General features: G+C 27.3%; 19 protein-coding genes and 1 tRNA gene. 18 read left to right on the forward strand and 2 right to left on the reverse strand.

Annotated features, from left to right (window positions below; genetic code table 11):
* Positions 1 to 117: 117 nt before the first annotated feature.
* From pdxS to QX51_RS12335, 6 genes are all read left to right on the forward strand, one after another.
* Entirely contained in the window at positions 118 to 993 is an 876-nt protein-coding gene (pdxS, locus tag QX51_RS12310; protein ID WP_039680206.1) for a pyridoxal 5'-phosphate synthase lyase subunit PdxS, read from the forward strand.
* 1 nt (position 994) lies between these two features.
* Positions 995 to 1,570, forward strand: coding sequence for a pyridoxal 5'-phosphate synthase glutaminase subunit PdxT (gene pdxT / locus QX51_RS12315; protein ID WP_039680207.1), 576 nt, complete (start codon positions 995 to 997; stop codon positions 1,568 to 1,570).
* A 51-nt stretch (positions 1,571 to 1,621) separates the two neighbouring features.
* Positions 1,622 to 1,801 (forward strand): hypothetical protein, encoded by a 180-nt coding sequence (locus QX51_RS12320; RefSeq protein WP_039680208.1) that lies wholly within the window; start codon positions 1,622 to 1,624, stop codon positions 1,799 to 1,801.
* 434 nt (positions 1,802 to 2,235) lie between these two features.
* Positions 2,236 to 3,009: a hypothetical protein gene (locus tag QX51_RS12325; protein WP_039680209.1), complete on the forward strand. Its 774-nt coding sequence runs from the start codon at positions 2,236 to 2,238 to the stop codon at positions 3,007 to 3,009.
* A 153-nt stretch (positions 3,010 to 3,162) separates the two neighbouring features.
* Complete coding sequence (locus QX51_RS12330; protein ID WP_039680210.1) at positions 3,163 to 3,420, forward strand: phage holin family protein; 258 nt, start codon at positions 3,163 to 3,165, stop codon at positions 3,418 to 3,420.
* Positions 3,421 to 3,496: 76 nt separating this feature from the next.
* Entirely contained in the window at positions 3,497 to 4,423 is a 927-nt protein-coding gene (locus QX51_RS12335) for a DUF1848 domain-containing protein (protein ID WP_039680211.1), read from the forward strand.
* Between the two features lie 49 nt (positions 4,424 to 4,472).
* Here the strand turns inward: QX51_RS12335 and QX51_RS12340 are convergent.
* Positions 4,473 to 4,558: transfer RNA gene (locus QX51_RS12340), tRNA-Leu, on the reverse strand.
* A gap of 276 nt (positions 4,559 to 4,834) precedes the next feature.
* Here QX51_RS12340 and polA point away from each other — a divergent pair.
* The 10 genes from polA (at position 4,835) to QX51_RS12390 (ending at position 15,161) form a co-directional block, all read left to right on the forward strand.
* Positions 4,835 to 7,489 (forward strand): DNA polymerase I, encoded by a 2,655-nt coding sequence (gene polA, locus QX51_RS12345; RefSeq protein WP_079764668.1) that lies wholly within the window; start codon positions 4,835 to 4,837, stop codon positions 7,487 to 7,489.
* An 8-nt stretch (positions 7,490 to 7,497) separates the two neighbouring features.
* Entirely contained in the window at positions 7,498 to 8,100 is a 603-nt protein-coding gene (coaE, locus tag QX51_RS12350; RefSeq protein WP_079768044.1) for a dephospho-CoA kinase, read from the forward strand.
* Positions 8,093 to 8,650 (forward strand): lytic transglycosylase domain-containing protein, encoded by a 558-nt coding sequence (locus QX51_RS12355; protein WP_039680214.1) that lies wholly within the window; start codon positions 8,093 to 8,095, stop codon positions 8,648 to 8,650. Before coaE ends, QX51_RS12355 begins: the two co-directional genes overlap by 8 nt.
* On the forward strand, positions 8,650 to 10,329 hold the full coding sequence (locus QX51_RS12360) for an ABC transporter substrate-binding protein (protein WP_039680215.1): 1,680 nt from the start codon (positions 8,650 to 8,652) through the stop codon (positions 10,327 to 10,329). The genes QX51_RS12355 and QX51_RS12360 overlap by 1 nt, the downstream gene beginning before the upstream one ends.
* A gap of 29 nt (positions 10,330 to 10,358) precedes the next feature.
* Positions 10,359 to 10,571: a heavy-metal-associated domain-containing protein gene (locus tag QX51_RS12365; protein ID WP_039680216.1), complete on the forward strand. Its 213-nt coding sequence runs from the start codon at positions 10,359 to 10,361 to the stop codon at positions 10,569 to 10,571.
* 179 nt (positions 10,572 to 10,750) lie between these two features.
* On the forward strand, positions 10,751 to 11,800 hold the full coding sequence (locus QX51_RS12370) for a branched-chain amino acid aminotransferase (protein ID WP_039680217.1): 1,050 nt from the start codon (positions 10,751 to 10,753) through the stop codon (positions 11,798 to 11,800).
* A 183-nt stretch (positions 11,801 to 11,983) separates the two neighbouring features.
* Positions 11,984 to 12,700 carry a LytR/AlgR family response regulator transcription factor gene (locus QX51_RS12375; RefSeq protein ID WP_039680218.1) on the forward strand — a complete coding sequence of 239 codons (717 nt, stop codon included), beginning with the start codon at positions 11,984 to 11,986 and terminating at the stop codon, positions 12,698 to 12,700.
* A gap of 89 nt (positions 12,701 to 12,789) precedes the next feature.
* Positions 12,790 to 14,010, forward strand: a complete 1,221-nt coding sequence (locus tag QX51_RS12380; protein WP_161791925.1) for a sensor histidine kinase — start codon at positions 12,790 to 12,792, stop codon at positions 14,008 to 14,010.
* Between the two features lie 18 nt (positions 14,011 to 14,028).
* Positions 14,029 to 14,766 carry a YhfC family intramembrane metalloprotease gene (locus QX51_RS12385; RefSeq protein ID WP_052233039.1) on the forward strand — a complete coding sequence of 246 codons (738 nt, stop codon included), beginning with the start codon at positions 14,029 to 14,031 and terminating at the stop codon, positions 14,764 to 14,766.
* A 2-nt stretch (positions 14,767 to 14,768) separates the two neighbouring features.
* Positions 14,769 to 15,161: a DUF3887 domain-containing protein gene (locus QX51_RS12390; protein WP_039680220.1), complete on the forward strand. Its 393-nt coding sequence runs from the start codon at positions 14,769 to 14,771 to the stop codon at positions 15,159 to 15,161.
* 129 nt (positions 15,162 to 15,290) lie between these two features.
* Here QX51_RS12390 and alr read toward each other — a convergent pair whose 3' ends face one another.
* Entirely contained in the window at positions 15,291 to 16,439 is a 1,149-nt protein-coding gene (alr, locus tag QX51_RS12395) for an alanine racemase (RefSeq protein ID WP_039680221.1), read from the reverse strand.
* A 321-nt stretch (positions 16,440 to 16,760) separates the two neighbouring features.
* Here alr and QX51_RS12400 point away from each other — a divergent pair, with 321 nt between their 5' ends.
* Both QX51_RS12400 and QX51_RS12405 read left to right on the forward strand, forming a co-directional pair.
* Entirely contained in the window at positions 16,761 to 17,315 is a 555-nt protein-coding gene (locus QX51_RS12400; RefSeq protein WP_039680222.1) for a helix-turn-helix domain-containing protein, read from the forward strand.
* A gap of 66 nt (positions 17,316 to 17,381) precedes the next feature.
* The gene (locus QX51_RS12405) at positions 17,382 to 18,146 is read left to right on the forward strand and encodes a DeoR/GlpR family DNA-binding transcription regulator (protein ID WP_039680223.1); all 765 of its coding nucleotides are present in this window, start codon (positions 17,382 to 17,384) and stop codon (positions 18,144 to 18,146) included.
* Positions 18,147 to 18,214 lie beyond the last annotated feature (68 nt).

Consider the following 18,214-nt stretch of genomic DNA (forward strand, 5'->3'; position numbering starts at 1 on the left):
TCAAAAGTGTATCAATACAATTTGTGTAAATATAGAAAAAATTAAAGTTTTATTGTGATACAATTAAAATTGTACTACTATTTACTTATAAAATAAAACAATTAGGAGGTACAATTAATGAGCAGAGAAGTATTAAATAAAAACTTAGCACAGATGTTAAAGGGTGGAGTAATAATGGATGTAACTAATCCAGCAGAGGCAATAATAGCACAAAATGCAGGGGCTTGTGCAGTAATGGCACTTGAAAGAGTTCCATCAGATATAAGAAAAGAAGGTGGAGTGGCGAGAATGTCAGACCCAAAAATGATAAAAGAAATACAAGAAGCTGTAAGCATACCTGTAATGGCAAAGGTAAGAATAGGTCATTTTGTGGAAGCTCAAATACTTGAAGCTTTAGAAATAGACTTTATAGATGAAAGTGAAGTTTTAACACCAGCAGATAATGTTTATCATATAGAAAAAAGTAAATTTGAAGTTCCTTTTGTTTGTGGAGCAAGAAATTTAGGTGAAGCACTAAGAAGAATAGGTGAAGGTGCAGCTATGATAAGAACAAAAGGTGAAGCAGGAACTGGAGATGTAGTAGAAGCAGTTAAACATATGAGAACAGTTACTTCAGGGATGAGAACTATACAATCAATGAGTACAGAAGAGTTAATGAATGCTGCTAAAGAAATGGGAGCACCATATGATTTAGTAAAATATGTACACGAAAATGGAAAACTTCCAGTAGTAAATTTTGCAGCAGGAGGAATAGCAACTCCAGCAGATGCAGCACTAATGATGCAATTAGGATGTGATGGTGTATTTGTAGGTTCTGGAATATTCAAATCAGACAATCCAGCAAAAAGAGCAGAAGCTATAGTAAAGGCTGTTACAAATTACAATAACCCAAAAGTATTAGCAGAGATATCAGAAGACTTAGGTGGAGCTATGAGTGGTGTGGCGGTTAATTCTTTGGAAGACAAAGAATTATTAGCTACTAGAGGTTGGTAATATGAAAATAGGTGTATTAGCAATGCAAGGTGCTTATGCTGAACATATAAGCATACTAAAAAGTTTAGAAGTTTATACTGTGGAAATAAGAAATAAAGAAGATTTAAAAGAAATAGATGGTTTAATAATTCCTGGTGGTGAAAGTACGACTATGGGAAAATTAATTAGAGCTTTAGATATATATGAGGATTTAAAAGAAAAAATAGAAAGTGGGCTACCTGTATGGGGAACATGTGCAGGAATGATTTTACTTGCAAAAAGTATTTATGAAGATGATACAAAACATCTAGCAACTATGGATATTGAAGTGAGAAGAAATGCATATGGAAGACAGCTTGGGAGTTTTGGTACAAAGTCTTTTGTTAAGGGGATTGGAGAAGATGTAGAAATGATATTTATTAGAGCTCCATATATAGAATCTGTGGGAAAAAAGGTAGAAGTACTATCCGTTATAGATGGAAATATTGTTGCAGCAAAAGAAAATAATATGCTTGTAACATCTTTTCATCCAGAGTTAACTGAAGATAATAGAGTACATAAATATTTTGTAAATCTGGTGAAAAATAATATAAAATAAAAGAGCTATTACACAACTAATTATAATTAAGTTGTGTAATAGCTCTTTTGTATGAAAATAATTATAAATATGGAATTTGAAAATAGGGTATATGTACTTCTTGCACCAAATAAATTTTTAATGTATTTAGCGGCATTAAAGGGAATAGAAAAATTAGTTGCCAATGAAAAAATAAAAGAATTATTGAAGCTAGTAGCTCTTGAAGAGGTTGCAGATAAGAAGATGAAGTAGTAGGAGTATAGTTTATGGATATAAAAATAAAAATAGTTTAAAAGAGTTAAATAAAATAACAAAGAAAAAAGTTAATAAAACTTATTCTAGTATAGAAGAATTTGCAAAGAGCAATGAATACTAATCAAATAATTATGAGGGCGGTGTTTTTACTCAGAAAGAGTTGGAATTTTTCAATGAAGTTAACTTATTATATGCTTATTCAAACTTAAGTATTGATTTAATAAAAGATAAGTTTGTAGTATGTGTATTATAATAGGTAGTTGTAAGTTACATTATTTTAGGCGTTACATTACTTGTTTATTTTATAAACTTTGATTACAGTTATTATATGGTCTTTATTTATGAGTTTTAATATAGAGTATTTTCCAAATAGTTCAGATAGACATATCTGTGACGTTAGTGTAAATATATTTAATAAATATGGCATGTAAATGGACGAAGAAGAATTTAAAGATTTGAAAAGTTATAGAGAAAAAAGAGCTGAAGAAGCTACACAATATATATTAACTAAAGATTTATTTGCAAAATCAAGCTGTACTAATTACGATGACTTAGTTAAAGATATAGATCACTATTATGGAGGAGAAGTAGGCAAAAAAGAACTTAATGACTTACACAACAAAATAATGTTTGAGGAAAAGAATTACTTATTTTGGGAATTAGAAAATTTAGATTATGTAATTTATAGATATGAAGATAAAGACTTTTGGATTGGTCTTGGTGGATTGCCAGAAAGTCTAGCACAAAATCTAAGACATGAAGAGATAACAGCAAGTGTTATAGCATCATTTATAATCGCTACTATACAATTAATAATATTGTTTGTAGTATATAAACAAAACAATACTTATATGTTTTGGGATTGTATCATAAACTCAGCCATAAGTGATATGTCATCTTGGTATGATATAACTTTTGGACAGTACATAATACTATCAGTTGTTTTGAATTACATCATAGCCTTTATTACATGTATGATAAGTGTATATGTATCATCAAAAGCAAGTACTTATATAAGTGCCATAGGAATTCAGATACCTATATTATTTACTTTTGGAATATGGTTAAATGATAGAGGAATGAAGTACTTAACTACTACTTTTTATCAAAAATATAGCTTACAAATAATTTATCTTGGATTAATTATTTTATCATTATTTATGATTTTTAAAAGAATAAAAAAAGAAATAATTGCAGATGTTTAATCTGAAATTAAAGATGAGATAAATTAGTACATAAATTATTCAATTAAATTTTACATAAATAAGGCTTAAAAGACTAAAGGGATTAATTCTTTTAGTCTTTTTTTCTATTTTAAGTCGTAAGATATGATGAATAAAAATTTAAGGAGGGATACTATGAACTTAGGATTTTTGAATAATTACTTAGTTTTAGTAATAGTAGGTATATGCATGTGTTTAGGATATATAATAAAAAATAGCCTAGATTTTATACCAAATAAATACATACCATTAATAATGGGAATAACAGGTTGTCTTATAAACATATGGATAAATAAAAGTATAACTGCTGATGTTATTTTAGGTGGTTTATTTTCAGGGCTAGCAAGTACAGGTGTTCATCAAACTTTTGTAAATTTAATTCAAAATAAATAGATTATCAAGTATAAGTAGGGGTAAACTACAAATAAGATTGTTTTGATATGGAGATTATGGAGGAAATAAATAATTTATGATAATTAACACAGGAAATAGAACGGATATACCAGCCTACTTTAGTGACTGGTTTTACAATAGAATAAAAGAAGGATACGTTTATGCTAGAAATCCATATTATCCAAGTCAAGTGACAAAATACAAATTAACCCCCGATGTAGTAGATTGTCTTTGTTTTTGTACAAAAAATCCTGAACCTATGATTGAAAGGTTAGATGAATTAAAAGGATTTGGTCAGTTCTGGTTTGTTACAATTACACCTTATGATAAAGATATAGAACCAAATGTTCCAAATAAAGAAAAAGTAATGGAAAGTTTAAAAAAATTATCATCCGTAATAGGTCCAGAGAAAGTTATATGGAGATATGATCCTATTTTTATTTCGGAGAAATATAGTTTGAAGATCCATTTAGAAAACTTTGAAAAAATGGCATCAAATCTTTCTGGATATACTGAAGAATGTATCATTAGTTTTGTAGATTTATATGAAAAAACAAAACGAAATTTTCCAGGTGTGAGAGAAGTATCAAAAGAAGAACGTGAAATTATAGCAAAAGAGTTTGTATGTATTGGAACTAAATATAATATAAATATAAAAACTTGTGCAGAAGGGTATGAATTATCTAAGTTTGGTATAGATTGTAGTGGATGTATGACACAAGCAGTACTTGAAAGAGCGATCCATAGTAATTTAAAAGTTCCTAAGAAAAAGGGCAGTAGAGAAAGTTGTGATTGCTTGTTAGGTAATGATATTGGTATGTATAATACTTGTTATCATGGATGTTTGTATTGCTATGCTAATTATAGTAGAGATATTGTTAGAGATAATTTTAAGAAGCATGATAAAAACTCACCTTTTTTGATTGGAAATTTCATGGAAGGTGATATTATTAAGGACGCTCTACAAGAGAGCTATATTGATAATCAAATAACATTTTTTTAATAAAAAAGTAGTTACTTGAAGAAAAATTCTTAGTAACTACTTTTTGAATTGGTGCCGGATGTGGGACTCGAACCCACACGGTATTGCTACCAACGGATTTTGAGTCCGTCGCGTCTGCCATTCCACCAATCCGGCATATTTATTTACACTAAATTATAACAAAGGCTTAAATTAAAATCAAGTATAAAGAAATATTTAATTATAATAAAAATATTTTTATGGTATTGAAAAAGTGTAAGGTATATATGAAAAAACACAGTAAACATATATGATTAGTGACATTAAGCTATTGTAATTTTCTTTTTTACACCTTAATATAATTTGATTATTGTGGTATTATTAAATAATAATATATGGGTATATAATAAGATATATAAATATATAATATTGAAAAATATAGGAGTGATAAACTTGGACAAAAGATTAATAATTATAGATGGAAACTCGATAATAAATAGAGCATTTTATGCATTGCCAGATATGACAAATAGTGAAGGATTACATACTAATGCCATATATGGTTTTACTAGAATGTTATTTAAAATAATAGATGACTATAAGCCAACTCACATAAGTGTAGCTTTCGATATGAAAGCACCAACATTTAGGCATAAAGAATTTGCCGAGTACAAAGCAGGAAGAAAGAAAATGCCAGGTGAACTTGGTCAACAATTACAACCTTTAAAAGAATTATTAGATAAGTTTGACATACATAGAATGGAAATGGCAGGATATGAGGCTGACGATTTAATTGGTACAGTTTCAAAAATGGGAGAAGACAACGGCTTTAAAGTTTATATAGTTACAGGAGATAAGGATGCTATACAATTAGCATCAGACAAAATTACTACTCTGATAACTAAAAAAGGTGTAGGGGAAGTGGAAGAATATAACTATGATTCAGTTATAGAAAGATATGAAATGACTCCAACACAATTTATAGACCTAAAAGGACTAATGGGAGATAAATCAGATAATATACCAGGAGTTCCTGGAATAGGAGAAAAAACAGGGATAAAACTTATAAAGGAATTTTCTTCAGTAGAAAACTTAATAGAAAACACTGAACAACTAAAGGGAAGCGTTAAGAAAAAGATAGAAGAAAATAAAGAGCAAGCTATATTTAGTAAAAAACTAGCTACAATTATGAGAGATGTACCTATTGAAATAAGTTTAGAGGAATTAGCTTACGGAGATTATGATAAAAATGCAGTAATAGAGGAATTCAAAAAGTTTGGATTTAACACATTAATAAAGCAAGTTCTATCTATGGATTCAGGTAGTGAAGAGTGTTCAGTGGAAGAAAAGATAGAATTAAACATTGTTCCTTTAGAAAATGTAGAAGAGTTAAAAAGAGAAGTAGAAAAAACTAATAAATTATTTATAAAAACTGTAAAAAAAGTAGGAAACATATTAGATAAAAATATTTTATATGTATTTATAAGTACAAATGGAGAAGATATTTACTATTTAAGTGATGAAAAATTGGAATTAATAAAAGATCTTCTTATAAATGAAGAAATCAAGAAAATCGGCTACAATTTAAAAGATGATTACTTATCATTAAAATCATACAATATAAATATGAACAATATATTCTTCGATATAGCTATAGGTGAGTATTTAATAGATTCAAAATCATCAACTTCTTATGAATGTAGTGATATAGCAATGAAATATTTAACTAAAAAGATTAAATCAGAAGAAGAGATACTAGGTAAAGGTGCTAAAGCTAAGAAATTCCAAGACTTAGATATAGAAGAGTTGAGCACATATTTCGGAGAAATAATAAATATAGTTTATAATGTATACCCAATTATGGAAAAAGCCTTTAAAGATATGGATATGGAATACTTATTCTATGATGTGGAAATGCCGTTAGTAGAAGTATTAGGATCTATGGAATACTGTGGTATGGCAGTGGACAAGAATCAACTTAATGAACTGGGAGATAAGTTCAAAAGTATAATTGCAAACTTAGAAGAAGAAATTTTCTCAATGGCAGGGGAAAAGTTTAATATAAATTCTCCAAAACAATTGGGAGTTATATTATTTGAAAAACTTGAACTTCCAGTAGTTAAGAAAACTAAAACTGGATACTCAACTAATGCGGATGTATTAGAAAAACTTAGAGATAAACATGAGATAATAGACAAGATTACTGAATATAGACAAATAGTTAAGTTAAACTCAACATATGTGGAAGGATTAAGTAACATAATCAACCCTATAAGTGGTAGAATTCATTCTTCATTTAATCAAACAATAACTACTACAGGAAGAATATCTTCTACTGAACCAAATTTACAAAACATACCTGTTAAAACTGAAATGGGTAGAGAAATAAGAAAAGTATTTATTGCAGATAATCACTGTAAATTAGTAGATGCAGATTACTCTCAAGTAGAGCTTAGAGTATTAGCTCATATGAGTGGAGATGAGCATATGATAGAAGCTTTCCAAAATGATATAGATATTCACTCAAAGACAGCATCTCAAATATTTGACGTGGATGTAAATGAAGTTAACTCAAAGCAAAGAAGTGAAGCTAAAGCTATAAACTTTGGTATAGTATATGGAAAAACTGATTTTGGTTTATCTCAAGATTTAAATATACCAGTGCCACAGGCTAAAGCTTATATAGAAAGTTATTTTGCAAATTATGACAAAATTAAAGTATTTATGGATGATGCAATAAAAAATGCAACAGACAATGGATATGCTTTAACTATTTTCAATAGAAGAAGATATATACCAGAAATAAATTCAAGTAATTTTATGGTTAGAAATCAAGGAAAGAGATTCGCTATGAATGCTCCTATCCAAGGAAGTGCAGCTGATATTATAAAAATAGCTATGGTAAATGTCTATAATAGATTAAAAGATGAGCAACTTAAATCAAAACTAATATTACAAGTACACGATGAGCTTATTGTTGAAGCTGTAGATGAAGAGATAGAAGATGTATGTAAAATAGTAAAAGAAGAAATGGAATCAGCAGTTAATTTACAAGTACACTTGGATGTAGATTTAAATGTTGGAGATTCATGGTATGAAACTAAGTAGGTGAAATTATGCTTATTTTGGGATTGACTGGAAATATTGGTTGTGGAAAAAGTAGTTTATCAACAATATTTAGTGAAGAAAATATAGATATAGTCGATGCAGATATTATTGCGCGACAAATTTATGATGATGAAAAATTACTCCAAAAAGTATATTATACTTTTGGAACTGATATAAAAAATGAAGATGGTTCTTTGAATAGAAAAGCTTTAGGAAGAATAGTTTTCAATGATGATGAAAAACTAATTCAGCTTAATAAGCTAACTCATCCGATCATAAGGCAAAATGTAAGTGATCAGATTGATGAGTATAAAAAGCAAAATAAAGAAATAGTAGTATTAGATGCCGCATTACTTATTGAATCAGATTATTTAAATTTTATTGATAAATTACTAGTAGTTACTTGTAATGAAGACATACAAATTGAAAGAATAAAAAAAAGAGATAATTGTTCTACTGAGGAAGCACTTAGTAGAATAAAATCTCAAATGAGTCAAGAAAATAAAGTAAAATATGCAGATTATGTAATAGATAATTCGGGTACAATTGACGAGTTAAAAAACAAGGCTTTTATATTTTTGAATTATATAAAGGAGAAGTGGAGTGTATAAGAAAAGTATTTTAATCTTATCTGTTATTATAATCTTAGGCGGAACAATTTATTTAGAAGGTGGTAGAATAAAAACTTTACTCTACCCTAAAAAGTACTCTGCATATGTAGAAAAATATGCAGAGGAATATAATCTAGATGAAAATTTAGTTTATAGTATTATAAAAGCAGAAAGTAAATTTAATGAAAAAGCATTATCACGCAGAGGTGCAAAAGGTTTGATGCAAATTGCGGATATTACAAGAGATTGGGCAATAGAAGAATTAGAGCTAAATGATGATATAGATATATATGATCCGGAAACTAACATAAGAGTAGGTTGTTGGTATCTGAACACTTTATATAAAGAGTTCGGAAAAACAGAGTTAGTTATTGCAGCATATAATGGTGGTTCTGGAAATGTGAAAAAATGGTTGGGTGATGAAGAATATAGTAATGATGGAGAAAACTTACATACAATACCTTTTTTAGAAACAGATAGATATATAACAAAAGTAAAGAAATATTATGAACAATATAATATGTTATACAGCGAGGAAGGAAGGAACTAATGAAGAAAAAATTAATAAAACTTCTAGCAATAGTTTTAACCATAGTTCTGGGAACTGTAGGATGTGCCAAAGAAAATAAAAATGAAGATAGTAATGAAGAAATAAACGAGTATAATATTCAAGAGTCAAATTATATTCACTTAACAATGTTATTTCCAAAGACTATAAATCCTATATTAAACAGAGATAAATCAGTGGGTTATATAATGAATTTAATTTATGATGGTTTATTCGAAATTGATGAAAACTATAACGTTGAACCAAGACTAGTTGAAACGTATACAAAGTCTTCAGATGGTAAAAGTATAAATATTAAATTAAAGTCAGATGCCACTTGGCATAATAATAAAGAACTAACATCTAGTGATGTTAATTTTACTGTAGACTTAATTAAAAAAATTAAAGATAATCCTTATTCAGACTTAGTTGGAAATATTAAATCTATACAAATAAATGATAGTAAGAATTTTACCATTAATTTGAATGAGAATGATCCTTTTATAATAGAAAAGTTGACATTTCCAATTGTTTCAAAGGATAAATTAAGTAGCTTAAAAACTGATGAAGTAAATAAGTATAAGAATAATCTTTTAGGTAATGGACCTTATAAAATAAAAGAGTATGTAGATAGACAATACATGATACTTGAAAGAAATGAAAAGTACTTTGGAGATTTACCAGAGAATAGAAAAGAAATTTTTGTGAAAATGGTACCTGATAAGGAATCACAAACGGAGATGGTACTTTCATTAGATAGTGATATTGCTAGTGTAACTTTATCAGAATTAAGTAAGTTTGAGAAGAAAAAAGAGTTTAATATAACTAATTATGAAGGTAGAAATTATGAGATGGTTATATTCAATTATGATAATGAGTTTTTGAATGATGTTAATTTTAGAAAGGCTATAATATCAGCAATAGATAGAAAACAACTTTTAAAAGAAGCTTATGTAGATAACGCAACTTTATCACATTTTCCTCTTAATACAACAAGTAAATACTATAATAAAGATATTAAAGATTTAGATTATAATAAAGAAAATGCAATAAAGTATTTAACAGAGGCACTAAAATCAGTAAATGAGTCTTTAGAATCACAAAAACAAACTGATGCTAGTAAACAGAGTTCACAAGATTTACAAGGAGTAATAGAGGATAATTCTACTGGTATTTCTTCTAATTCAGAACTTTCAAGAAAAGACATGAAAGAAATGCTAAAGCAAATAGAGTTAAATATAGTAGTTTCAGCTGAAAATGGTGAGAGAATAAAAGTAGCTAATACTATAAAACAAAACTTATCATCAATAGGAATTAAAAGTGTTGTAAAAGAACTAAATGAGAAAGATTTAGCTAAAGCGCTTAATTCTAAAGAATATGATTTAGCAGTGGTTGGATATTCATTATCAAGCATTCCTGATGCTAGAGGAATATTAGAATCATGTAATATAAAGGATAAACAATTTTTAACTTATATTAAATCTTTAGGAAATTCTAAATCAGAGGATGAAACTAAAAAAGTATATGATCAAATTCAAAAATATGTGGTTGAAAAAGGATTATTTATATCTTTAGGGATATTAGATAATTTTATAGTATCTAATAAAAGACTTGAAGGAAAAATTTATCCAAATGATTTTGATATTTATAAAGGAATTTCAAATTTACAAATGAGTAAATAAGCGAATTTACTAATAGGAGGAATAACTACATGAAAAGAAAGTTATCTATTGAAGGGATGAAATGCAGCCATTGTGTTGGCAACTTAACAGATGTTCTAACAGAGGATATTGAAGGTGTAGAAGTTTTAGAAGTTAATCTAGATGGAAAATATGCTATCGTTGATATGGATGATAGTGTAGATATTGATAAAGTTAAAGCATTAATAGAAGATCTAGGTTTTAACTTAATAGGTGTAGAATAAAATTCAAACTAAATAATCTAAATTAATTAGTATAAATCAACTTATATTTAATTAAAGTAAAAAAAGGAATATTTTTATAATATTCCTTTTTTCTATTTTTAAAAATCTATAAAATTGTATTTGAAAGATAAGTAATTTATAATAGATATAAATTTAAAAATAGATTTAGGAGTGGTAATATGGGAAATACAAATCTAGATTGGGAAAACTTAGGGTTTGATTATAGACAAACCGCTAAAAGATATGTATCTAATTATGAGCATGGTACTTGGGATGAAGGTGTTTTAACAGAGGATTCTAATGTGGTAATTAATGAATGTGCAGGGGTTTTACAATATGCACAAACTTGTTTTGAAGGATTAAAAGCTTATAGAACAGAAGATGGTAAAGTAGTTATATTTAGACCAGATCTTAATGCTGAGCGTTTAGCAGATTCAGCAACAAGATTATATATGCCGGTAGTTTCAGAAGAGAAATTCTTAGATGCAGTAGAGAAAACTGTTTTAGCAAATATTGATTTTGTTCCGCCATATGGTAGTGGAGGAACATTATACATAAGACCATATATATTTGGAAGTGGTGCAGTAATAGGTGTAAAACCAGATACTAAATTCCAGTTTAGAGTATTTACAACACCTGTTGGACCATACTTCAAAGGTGGGGTTAAGCCACTTAGTATATGTGTAAGTGATTTTGATAGAGCAGCACCGCATGGTACAGGTCACGTTAAAGCTGGACTTAACTATGCAATGAGTTTACATGCTCTTCAGGTTGCTCATGAAAATGGATTTGATGAAAATATGTATTTAGACGCAGCAACAAGAACAAAGGTAGAAGAAACAGGTGGAGCAAACTTTATATTTGTAACAAAAGATAATAAAATAGTTACACCGAAATCTGATACTATACTTCCATCAATAACTCGTCGTTCTTTAATGTATGTTGCTAAAGAATATCTTGGACTAGAAGTAGAAGAGAGAGAAGTACATGTTGAAGAATTAAAAGATTTTGTAGAATGCGCATTATGTGGAACTGCAGCTGTTTTATCGCCAGTTGGAAAAGTCACTAACAAAGATGAAGTAATATGTTTTGCGAATGGTACAACTGAAATGGGGCCAATTTGTAAAAAATTATATGACACATTAACGGGAATACAAATGGGTAAAATAGAAGCTCCAGAAGGTTGGATAAGAGTAATAGCAGATACAACAGCTAAAGTTAGTGAATAGAAAATAATTTAAGATACCTAGAGAATTTCTCTAGGTATTTTTTTGTACAAAATAGTAGGTTAGAAATTATTTAATGATTTACTTGTAACTTATGTATAAAAAACTATACCTTAGGCAGAGTTATTGATATTATATTCTTTAAGAATATATAATGAAAATAAGTAAGGGGAGAGAAAATTATAGATGATTAAAATAGCTATTTGTGATGATGATTTAATCACTCTTAATCATACAAAAGAAATAATAGAAAATTACAAAAAAAAAGATTTGCAAGTATACTCATATAAAAGTGGAGAAGGACTATTAAATAGTGAAGATAAGTTTGACATTATATTTTTAGATATAGATATGGATGGAATTAATGGTATAGAAGCAGCTAAAAGAATTAGAGTATATGATAAGAAAGTAAAAATAATTTATGTTACAAACTATACAGATTATACATCTTCTGCATTTAGTGTTCACGCTTTTGGATATTTGGTAAAACCAATTAAAGAATCAGATCTTCATGATCAACTCGATGAAGCTTTATTATATATGAAAGAAGATGAGGAATGCGTTGTAGAGTTCATTACTGAAGAGGGGGTAGTAAGAATAGACATAAAGAAAATATATTACTTTGAATATGTAGCTAGAAAGATATCTATGAAAACAAGCGAAAAAACTTATATAATAAGAGAAAAAATTTCGGTTATAAATGACAAAATGAAAGAATTTGGTTTTGAAATGCCACATAAAAGCTTTGTGGTGAATTTGTATAATGTAAAATCTGTCAAAGGTTATGATGTATATATGATGGATGAAAGTATAGTGCCTTTATCCCAGAAGAAATCAAGTGAATTTAGAAGTGCTCTCAATGTTTATCTTGGTAATCATATTGAGAAACAGATAAGGGGGTAATTGAGATTAATAATTATATTGATATAGTTGCATACTTAATATTACCGATTATAGGAAATATGTTTATTGTTTATGCTTGCTTTGATTTTATGAAAAAAGTAGATAGGAATATATACAGAAAAAATATAATTTATATATCATCATTTCTATTGTTTAACATTGTATTAGTATTGGCTTCCATGTCAGGGAGTTTTATAATCAATACGATTACTTTTCTGAGTGGAATATTGTTAATAGGTTATTTTCTTTATAATAATTCAAAGCTCTATTTATTATATTACTGTATATTTGCACTTTGTTTTCTTTTTGTAGATTTTCTAGTTAGTTATTTTATATCCTTTGCAATAACTTATGGAAAAATTTATTTTGCAAGTTTAGCTTATTTACAAATAACAGTTATATTTTTACTTAGGATTATAGAATATGTTTACATAAAGCTTTTTACAAATTTTATAAATAGATGTGAGGCAAAAGTTATAAATAAACTTCAAAGTTTCACATTTTTAGTTATCCCTTTATTTAGTGTAATTTATATACTTACCTTAGTTTATTTATTACAGTTATATGCAGGTTTTGAAGAAAGTATTTTATTGCTTGTAAACGTGATTTTGGTATTGATTTTAAATATATATGTTACTCATATTTTTGATGCTATATCAAAGAATAATACTTTGAAAAATGAAGTTAAACTGTACCATCAGCAAAGTGAATTGCAGCACAAGTATTATGATAATTTGGAAAGTAAGTACAAAGAATCTAGGAAGCTAATTCACGATATAAGAAATCACTTACAATCCATAGAAAGGTTATATGAAAATAAAGAACAAGATTTGGCTAAAAAGTATACAACAGATGTTCATTTAATGCTTAATGAATTAAATCAAAAATATTATACAAGTAATAGGATATTAAATATTATATTAAATGATAAATATCAAATCATAAAAAGCACTAATATAAGTTTTGATTGTAAAATAGGGGACATAAATCTTGATTTTATGAGAGAAATAGACATAACTACAATATTTGCAAATCTTTTAGACAATTCTATTGAAGCTGCGAAGAAAGTAGAAGACAACCGATATATAAAGTTTCATCTTAATAAATTTAATGATTTTATAGTCATAAATATAATAAACTCCATGAAAGATAAACCAATTATGAAAAATAAAAAAATTAAAAGTACTAAGGTTAATCATGAAGGGTTGGGGATTGAAAATATAAGAAAAACTTTAGAAAAATATGAAGGAAGTTTAGGTATTGATTTTGATGATTATGAATTTAAAGTTAATATTGTAATTCCAAATTAAAAATTGGGAAGTGGGAAAATGATTGAAATAGGGATAAAGATAGGGTTAATATTAAGTGCTGTTATAGCCTTTGTAATTCCGTTATTAATGCTTTTTTACTATATATTTAACAAAAAAGAAATGTTAAAACCTTTTATAGTGGGTGTTTCAGTATTCTTTATATCTCAAATATTATTAAGGCTACCTTTATTAACATATGTTTTAGCAAATCAAAATTGGTACATGAGGTTAAGTTTAAATCCTTATTTATATAGTATTTTTTTAGGGTTGACAGCAGGAATTTTTGAAGAAGTTGGAAGGTATATAGGATTTAAGTATTTCTTGAAAAATAATAAAAAATACAACGATGGACTAAGCTTTGGTTTTGGACACTGGGGTGTAGAAGCATTTATAATAGTAGGAATTAATGCAGTAGTACTTTTATTTAGTCCTAATTTAATAGAACTCTCAAATATAAGCACAATAAATGCTTTTTTAATGGGACTAGAGAGACTATTTGTACTAAGTGTACATGTAGGTTTTTCAATGATTGTGTTATATGGAATAAGATTAAATAAGATTTCATATTTATTTGTGGCTATTATACTTCATGGCATATTAGATGCAGGAGTAGGCATTTTACCACAGTTGTTTAATATGGGAGCAATAAGTATGGAAATATATGTACTTATTTGGAGTTTAGGATTCTTATACTTAATATATAAATTCAAAATGAAATTTAATAAATTAGAAAATAAAACTATGATGGAGGAATAGAAATGAAAAAAATAAAATTATTTTTAATGGTGGCACTAGGTTGTGCAATGTTAGTGGGATGTTCTTCAAAAAAATTAAGTGAAGATTTCAATGAAGAAGAATTAAAAACTACTACAGAAAGTGTTATTCAAATGTTGTGTAATGAAGAATATGACAAAATAAAAGAAATGTCAAGTCAGGAATTTATAGATGCAGGGGTTGCAGACAAAATAAAAGAAGTATGGGAACCTATGGCTAAAGATTTAGGGAAATTTGATTCTTATGATAAAGAGGCAGTAGTGGGAAATGGTGACCAAGCAACAGTTGTAATTATAGCTAAATTTGAAAATGGGAATGTTAAATTTACTATAAGCTACAATAAAGATATGAAACTTACAGGATTTTATATTAAATAAATATAACTAATTTCTATAATATTGAGAATGACCTTAGATTTGTATAAATATAAAATGACGCCCAATAATTAGGATATGTAACTCTAATTATTGGGCTTTGCCTTTGTAATGAAAATTTTAAATTGCTATTTAATCTAGAACATAATTAACTGTATATTTATCTTCATTAGTTAAATAAACTCTATTTACTCTTCTATTTATATTACATAAAACTTCATGATCTATAGTATCAACATTTCCAGAAATATTGCCTATTTTTATACCATCAATATCTCCAATTAGGATAACTTCATCTTCCATATTTACAGTAAGATCATTTGGTATCTCTAACATTGTTTGGTCCATACATATTCTGCCTACTATATTAACTAATCGACCATTCACAAAAGCTTTTGGATTTTTTTGAGTTCTAGGGAAACCATCAGCATAACCAACAGGTATAGTAGCTATTTTAGTATCTTTATCAACTGTGTAAGTACCAGCATAACTAACGCTAGTTCCTTTTTCTATAGTTTTAATATTACTTATCTTACTTTTTAATTCAAGACAAGTTTTTAAATCTATTTTTCTACTAACATCATCTGAAGGATAACAACCATATAAAGAAACTCCTAATCTGACCATATTAAAGTCACAATCTCTTAGATCTAGTATTGCAGCACTATTAGAAACGTGCTTTATAGGAATATTTAAATTTGCAGATTCTAATGCTTTAATAACTTTTTGATATTTTGATATTTGTTTAAAAGTAGCCTCTTTGTTATCCTCATCTGCTTTTGCAAAATGGGTATAAATACCTTCTACTATTATATTTTCAAGAGAGAATATATTTTTTATATCTTTGATAGAATAATCATTTACTAAGAAGCCAATTCTGCTCATACCTGTATCCAATTTAATATGAATATAAGCTTTTTTATTTATTTTTTTAGCTAAATCATTAATATTTTGTACCATTTCTAGTGAATATACTGTAATTCTTATATTGTTATCTATGGCATAGTGAATTTTACAGTTATCAATATAACCCATACATAAAATAGGTGTTTTTATATTATTTTTAACAAGTTCTAAAGCCTCTTCTAATCTAGCTACAGAAAAGAAATCTACATTTTCTTTTTCTAAGAATTTAGAAACTTCTACAGCACCATGACCATAAGCGTTTGCCTTTACTACGCAGCAAAGGTTTGTACCTTTGTTTAATGCTTTTTTTACACTATTTACATTGTATTTGATATTTTGTAAGTTTATTTCTGCCCATGTACTTGAATTTATCATATTTAATTAACCTCTCTATTTAATAAAATTTAATTTAAAGTTAAAATATTTAATTATATTTAAGAATATACTATGAGGAAAATAAAATGTCAATTATATTTAATTAATATGAATAAAATTTAATAAAATTTAACTTAATTGCATAATATATTTATAATTGATATAATTACTTGTGAATCTATTAAGTTTTAACAATTAATAGTATTCTCAACAATGGAGCTACCAAAAGCAATAGTAATGATATCTTACAGGAAATATAAAGTATTTCGTCTAGCATTGCTAAGAAGAAGTGAATTTTTATAATAAAATGAGGTAAAATTAATGAATGATGTACAAATTTCAAAAAATATTTGTGAATATAGAAAAAGAAAAGGATTAACTATAAAGGAGCTTGCACAGCTTACAGGTGTAACATCTTCTTTACTTAGTCAAATAGAAAAAGGAACTGCAAATCCATCAATAAATACTATTAAGCAAATTTCAAATGCATTAGAGATTCCTTTGTTTAATTTTTTTATTGATGATAGCTATACAGAAAATTTAGTTGTAAGAAAAGATAAAAGAAAGAAAATGGTATTTAGTGAAGATGATAATTTTGCATATGAGTTACTAACACCTAATCTACAAGGTGATATAGAATTTGTTCTTATGACAATACCAGCTAATGAATCTTCATCAAGTGAGCAATTTAGTCATAAAGGAGAAGAGGTTGCATATGTAATGAAAGGGAAAGTGGACCTTCATATGATGAACACAGTTATAGAATTAAACTGTGGAGATAGTGTTAAGATTCCAACATTGTCACAACATAAGTGGGAAAATAGAAGTAATGAAGAGTGTCAGGTAATATTTGCAGTTACACCACCATCTTTTTAATAAAAAATTAATATATTGCTAAAGTGAAATTATTAAAAAGTAAATTTAATAAAATAGGAGATTTAAATGTTAGCTCAAGAAAGATATGAATACATAATAGAAACTCTAAATAGAGATTGTGCAGTTAAAGTATCCAAATTAATTAAAGAACTAAATGTATCAATAGAAACAATTAGAAGAGACTTGGAACATTTAGAAAAAGAAGGAGTATTGCAACGAGTTTATGGGGGAGCCATTCTCAAAAAGGTTTCAGTTGATAAACTTAGCTTTGATAAAAGAGAAGAAGAGTTTAGAAAAGAAAAAATAGAAATAGCCAATATTGCAACAAGGTATATAAGTGAAGGGCAATCTATAGCACTAAATGATAGTACAACAAATGTAGAAATTGCAAAAAATATTAGAAATAAATTTACTAATTTAACAGTAGTAACTAATTCGTTAGTTATTGCAACGGAATTAGCAAATAATAAAGGTATTAAAGTTATATTAGCTGGTGGGATTTTAGATAATAAAGAATATGCTTTTTATGGTCAATTAGCTCAAAATATATTAGAAAACTTTGTAGTGGATAGATCATTTATAGGTGTAGGGGGAGTATCTTTAAATAGAGGTATTAGCGATTATGATTTTGATACGGCACAAATACAAAAAATTATGATGAAAACATCAAAAGAAGTAATTATTTTAGCAGATAGTAGTAAAATAGAAAATGTTTCTTTGACAAAGGTAGGACATATTGATGATGTTAATTTAATAATAACTGACAGCAATATAAATCAAAATATTTTAGATAAATATTTAAAAAATGGTATAGAGATAATTTGTAAATAATAAAAACATGCACAGAAAAGCAACTCAAATCATTGGTGAGTTGTTTTTTTGTGCATGTTTTATGGAAA

The sequence above is a fragment of the Terrisporobacter othiniensis genome, from assembly GCF_000808015.1.
In the GTDB taxonomy this organism is placed as follows: Bacteria; Bacillota; Clostridia; order Peptostreptococcales; family Peptostreptococcaceae; genus Terrisporobacter; species Terrisporobacter muris.

Coding starts and splice junctions, on each gene's coding strand:
- QX51_RS12370 (WP_039680217.1), top strand. CDS start 10,751: ATGGGAAATACAAATCTAGATTGGGAAAACTTAGGGTTTGATTATAGA.
- QX51_RS12390 (WP_039680220.1), top strand. CDS start 14,769: ATGAAAAAAATAAAATTATTTTTAATGGTGGCACTAGGTTGTGCAATG.
- pdxT (WP_039680207.1), top strand. CDS start 995: ATGAAAATAGGTGTATTAGCAATGCAAGGTGCTTATGCTGAACATATA.
- QX51_RS12375 (WP_039680218.1), top strand. CDS start 11,984: ATGATTAAAATAGCTATTTGTGATGATGATTTAATCACTCTTAATCAT.
- QX51_RS12320 (WP_039680208.1), top strand. CDS start 1,622: ATGAAAATAATTATAAATATGGAATTTGAAAATAGGGTATATGTACTT.
- QX51_RS12380 (WP_161791925.1), top strand. CDS start 12,790: ATGAAAAAAGTAGATAGGAATATATACAGAAAAAATATAATTTATATA.
- QX51_RS12325 (WP_039680209.1), top strand. CDS start 2,236: ATGGACGAAGAAGAATTTAAAGATTTGAAAAGTTATAGAGAAAAAAGA.
- pdxS (WP_039680206.1), top strand. CDS start 118: ATGAGCAGAGAAGTATTAAATAAAAACTTAGCACAGATGTTAAAGGGT.
- QX51_RS12400 (WP_039680222.1), top strand. CDS start 16,761: ATGAATGATGTACAAATTTCAAAAAATATTTGTGAATATAGAAAAAGA.
- QX51_RS12335 (WP_039680211.1), top strand. CDS start 3,497: ATGATAATTAACACAGGAAATAGAACGGATATACCAGCCTACTTTAGT.
- coaE (WP_079768044.1), top strand. CDS start 7,498: ATGCTTATTTTGGGATTGACTGGAAATATTGGTTGTGGAAAAAGTAGT.
- QX51_RS12385 (WP_052233039.1), top strand. CDS start 14,029: ATGATTGAAATAGGGATAAAGATAGGGTTAATATTAAGTGCTGTTATA.
- QX51_RS12330 (WP_039680210.1), top strand. CDS start 3,163: ATGAACTTAGGATTTTTGAATAATTACTTAGTTTTAGTAATAGTAGGT.
- QX51_RS12365 (WP_039680216.1), top strand. CDS start 10,359: ATGAAAAGAAAGTTATCTATTGAAGGGATGAAATGCAGCCATTGTGTT.
- QX51_RS12360 (WP_039680215.1), top strand. CDS start 8,650: ATGAAGAAAAAATTAATAAAACTTCTAGCAATAGTTTTAACCATAGTT.
- alr (WP_039680221.1), bottom strand. CDS start 16,439: ATGATAAATTCAAGTACATGGGCAGAAATAAACTTACAAAATATCAAA.
- QX51_RS12405 (WP_039680223.1), top strand. CDS start 17,382: ATGTTAGCTCAAGAAAGATATGAATACATAATAGAAACTCTAAATAGA.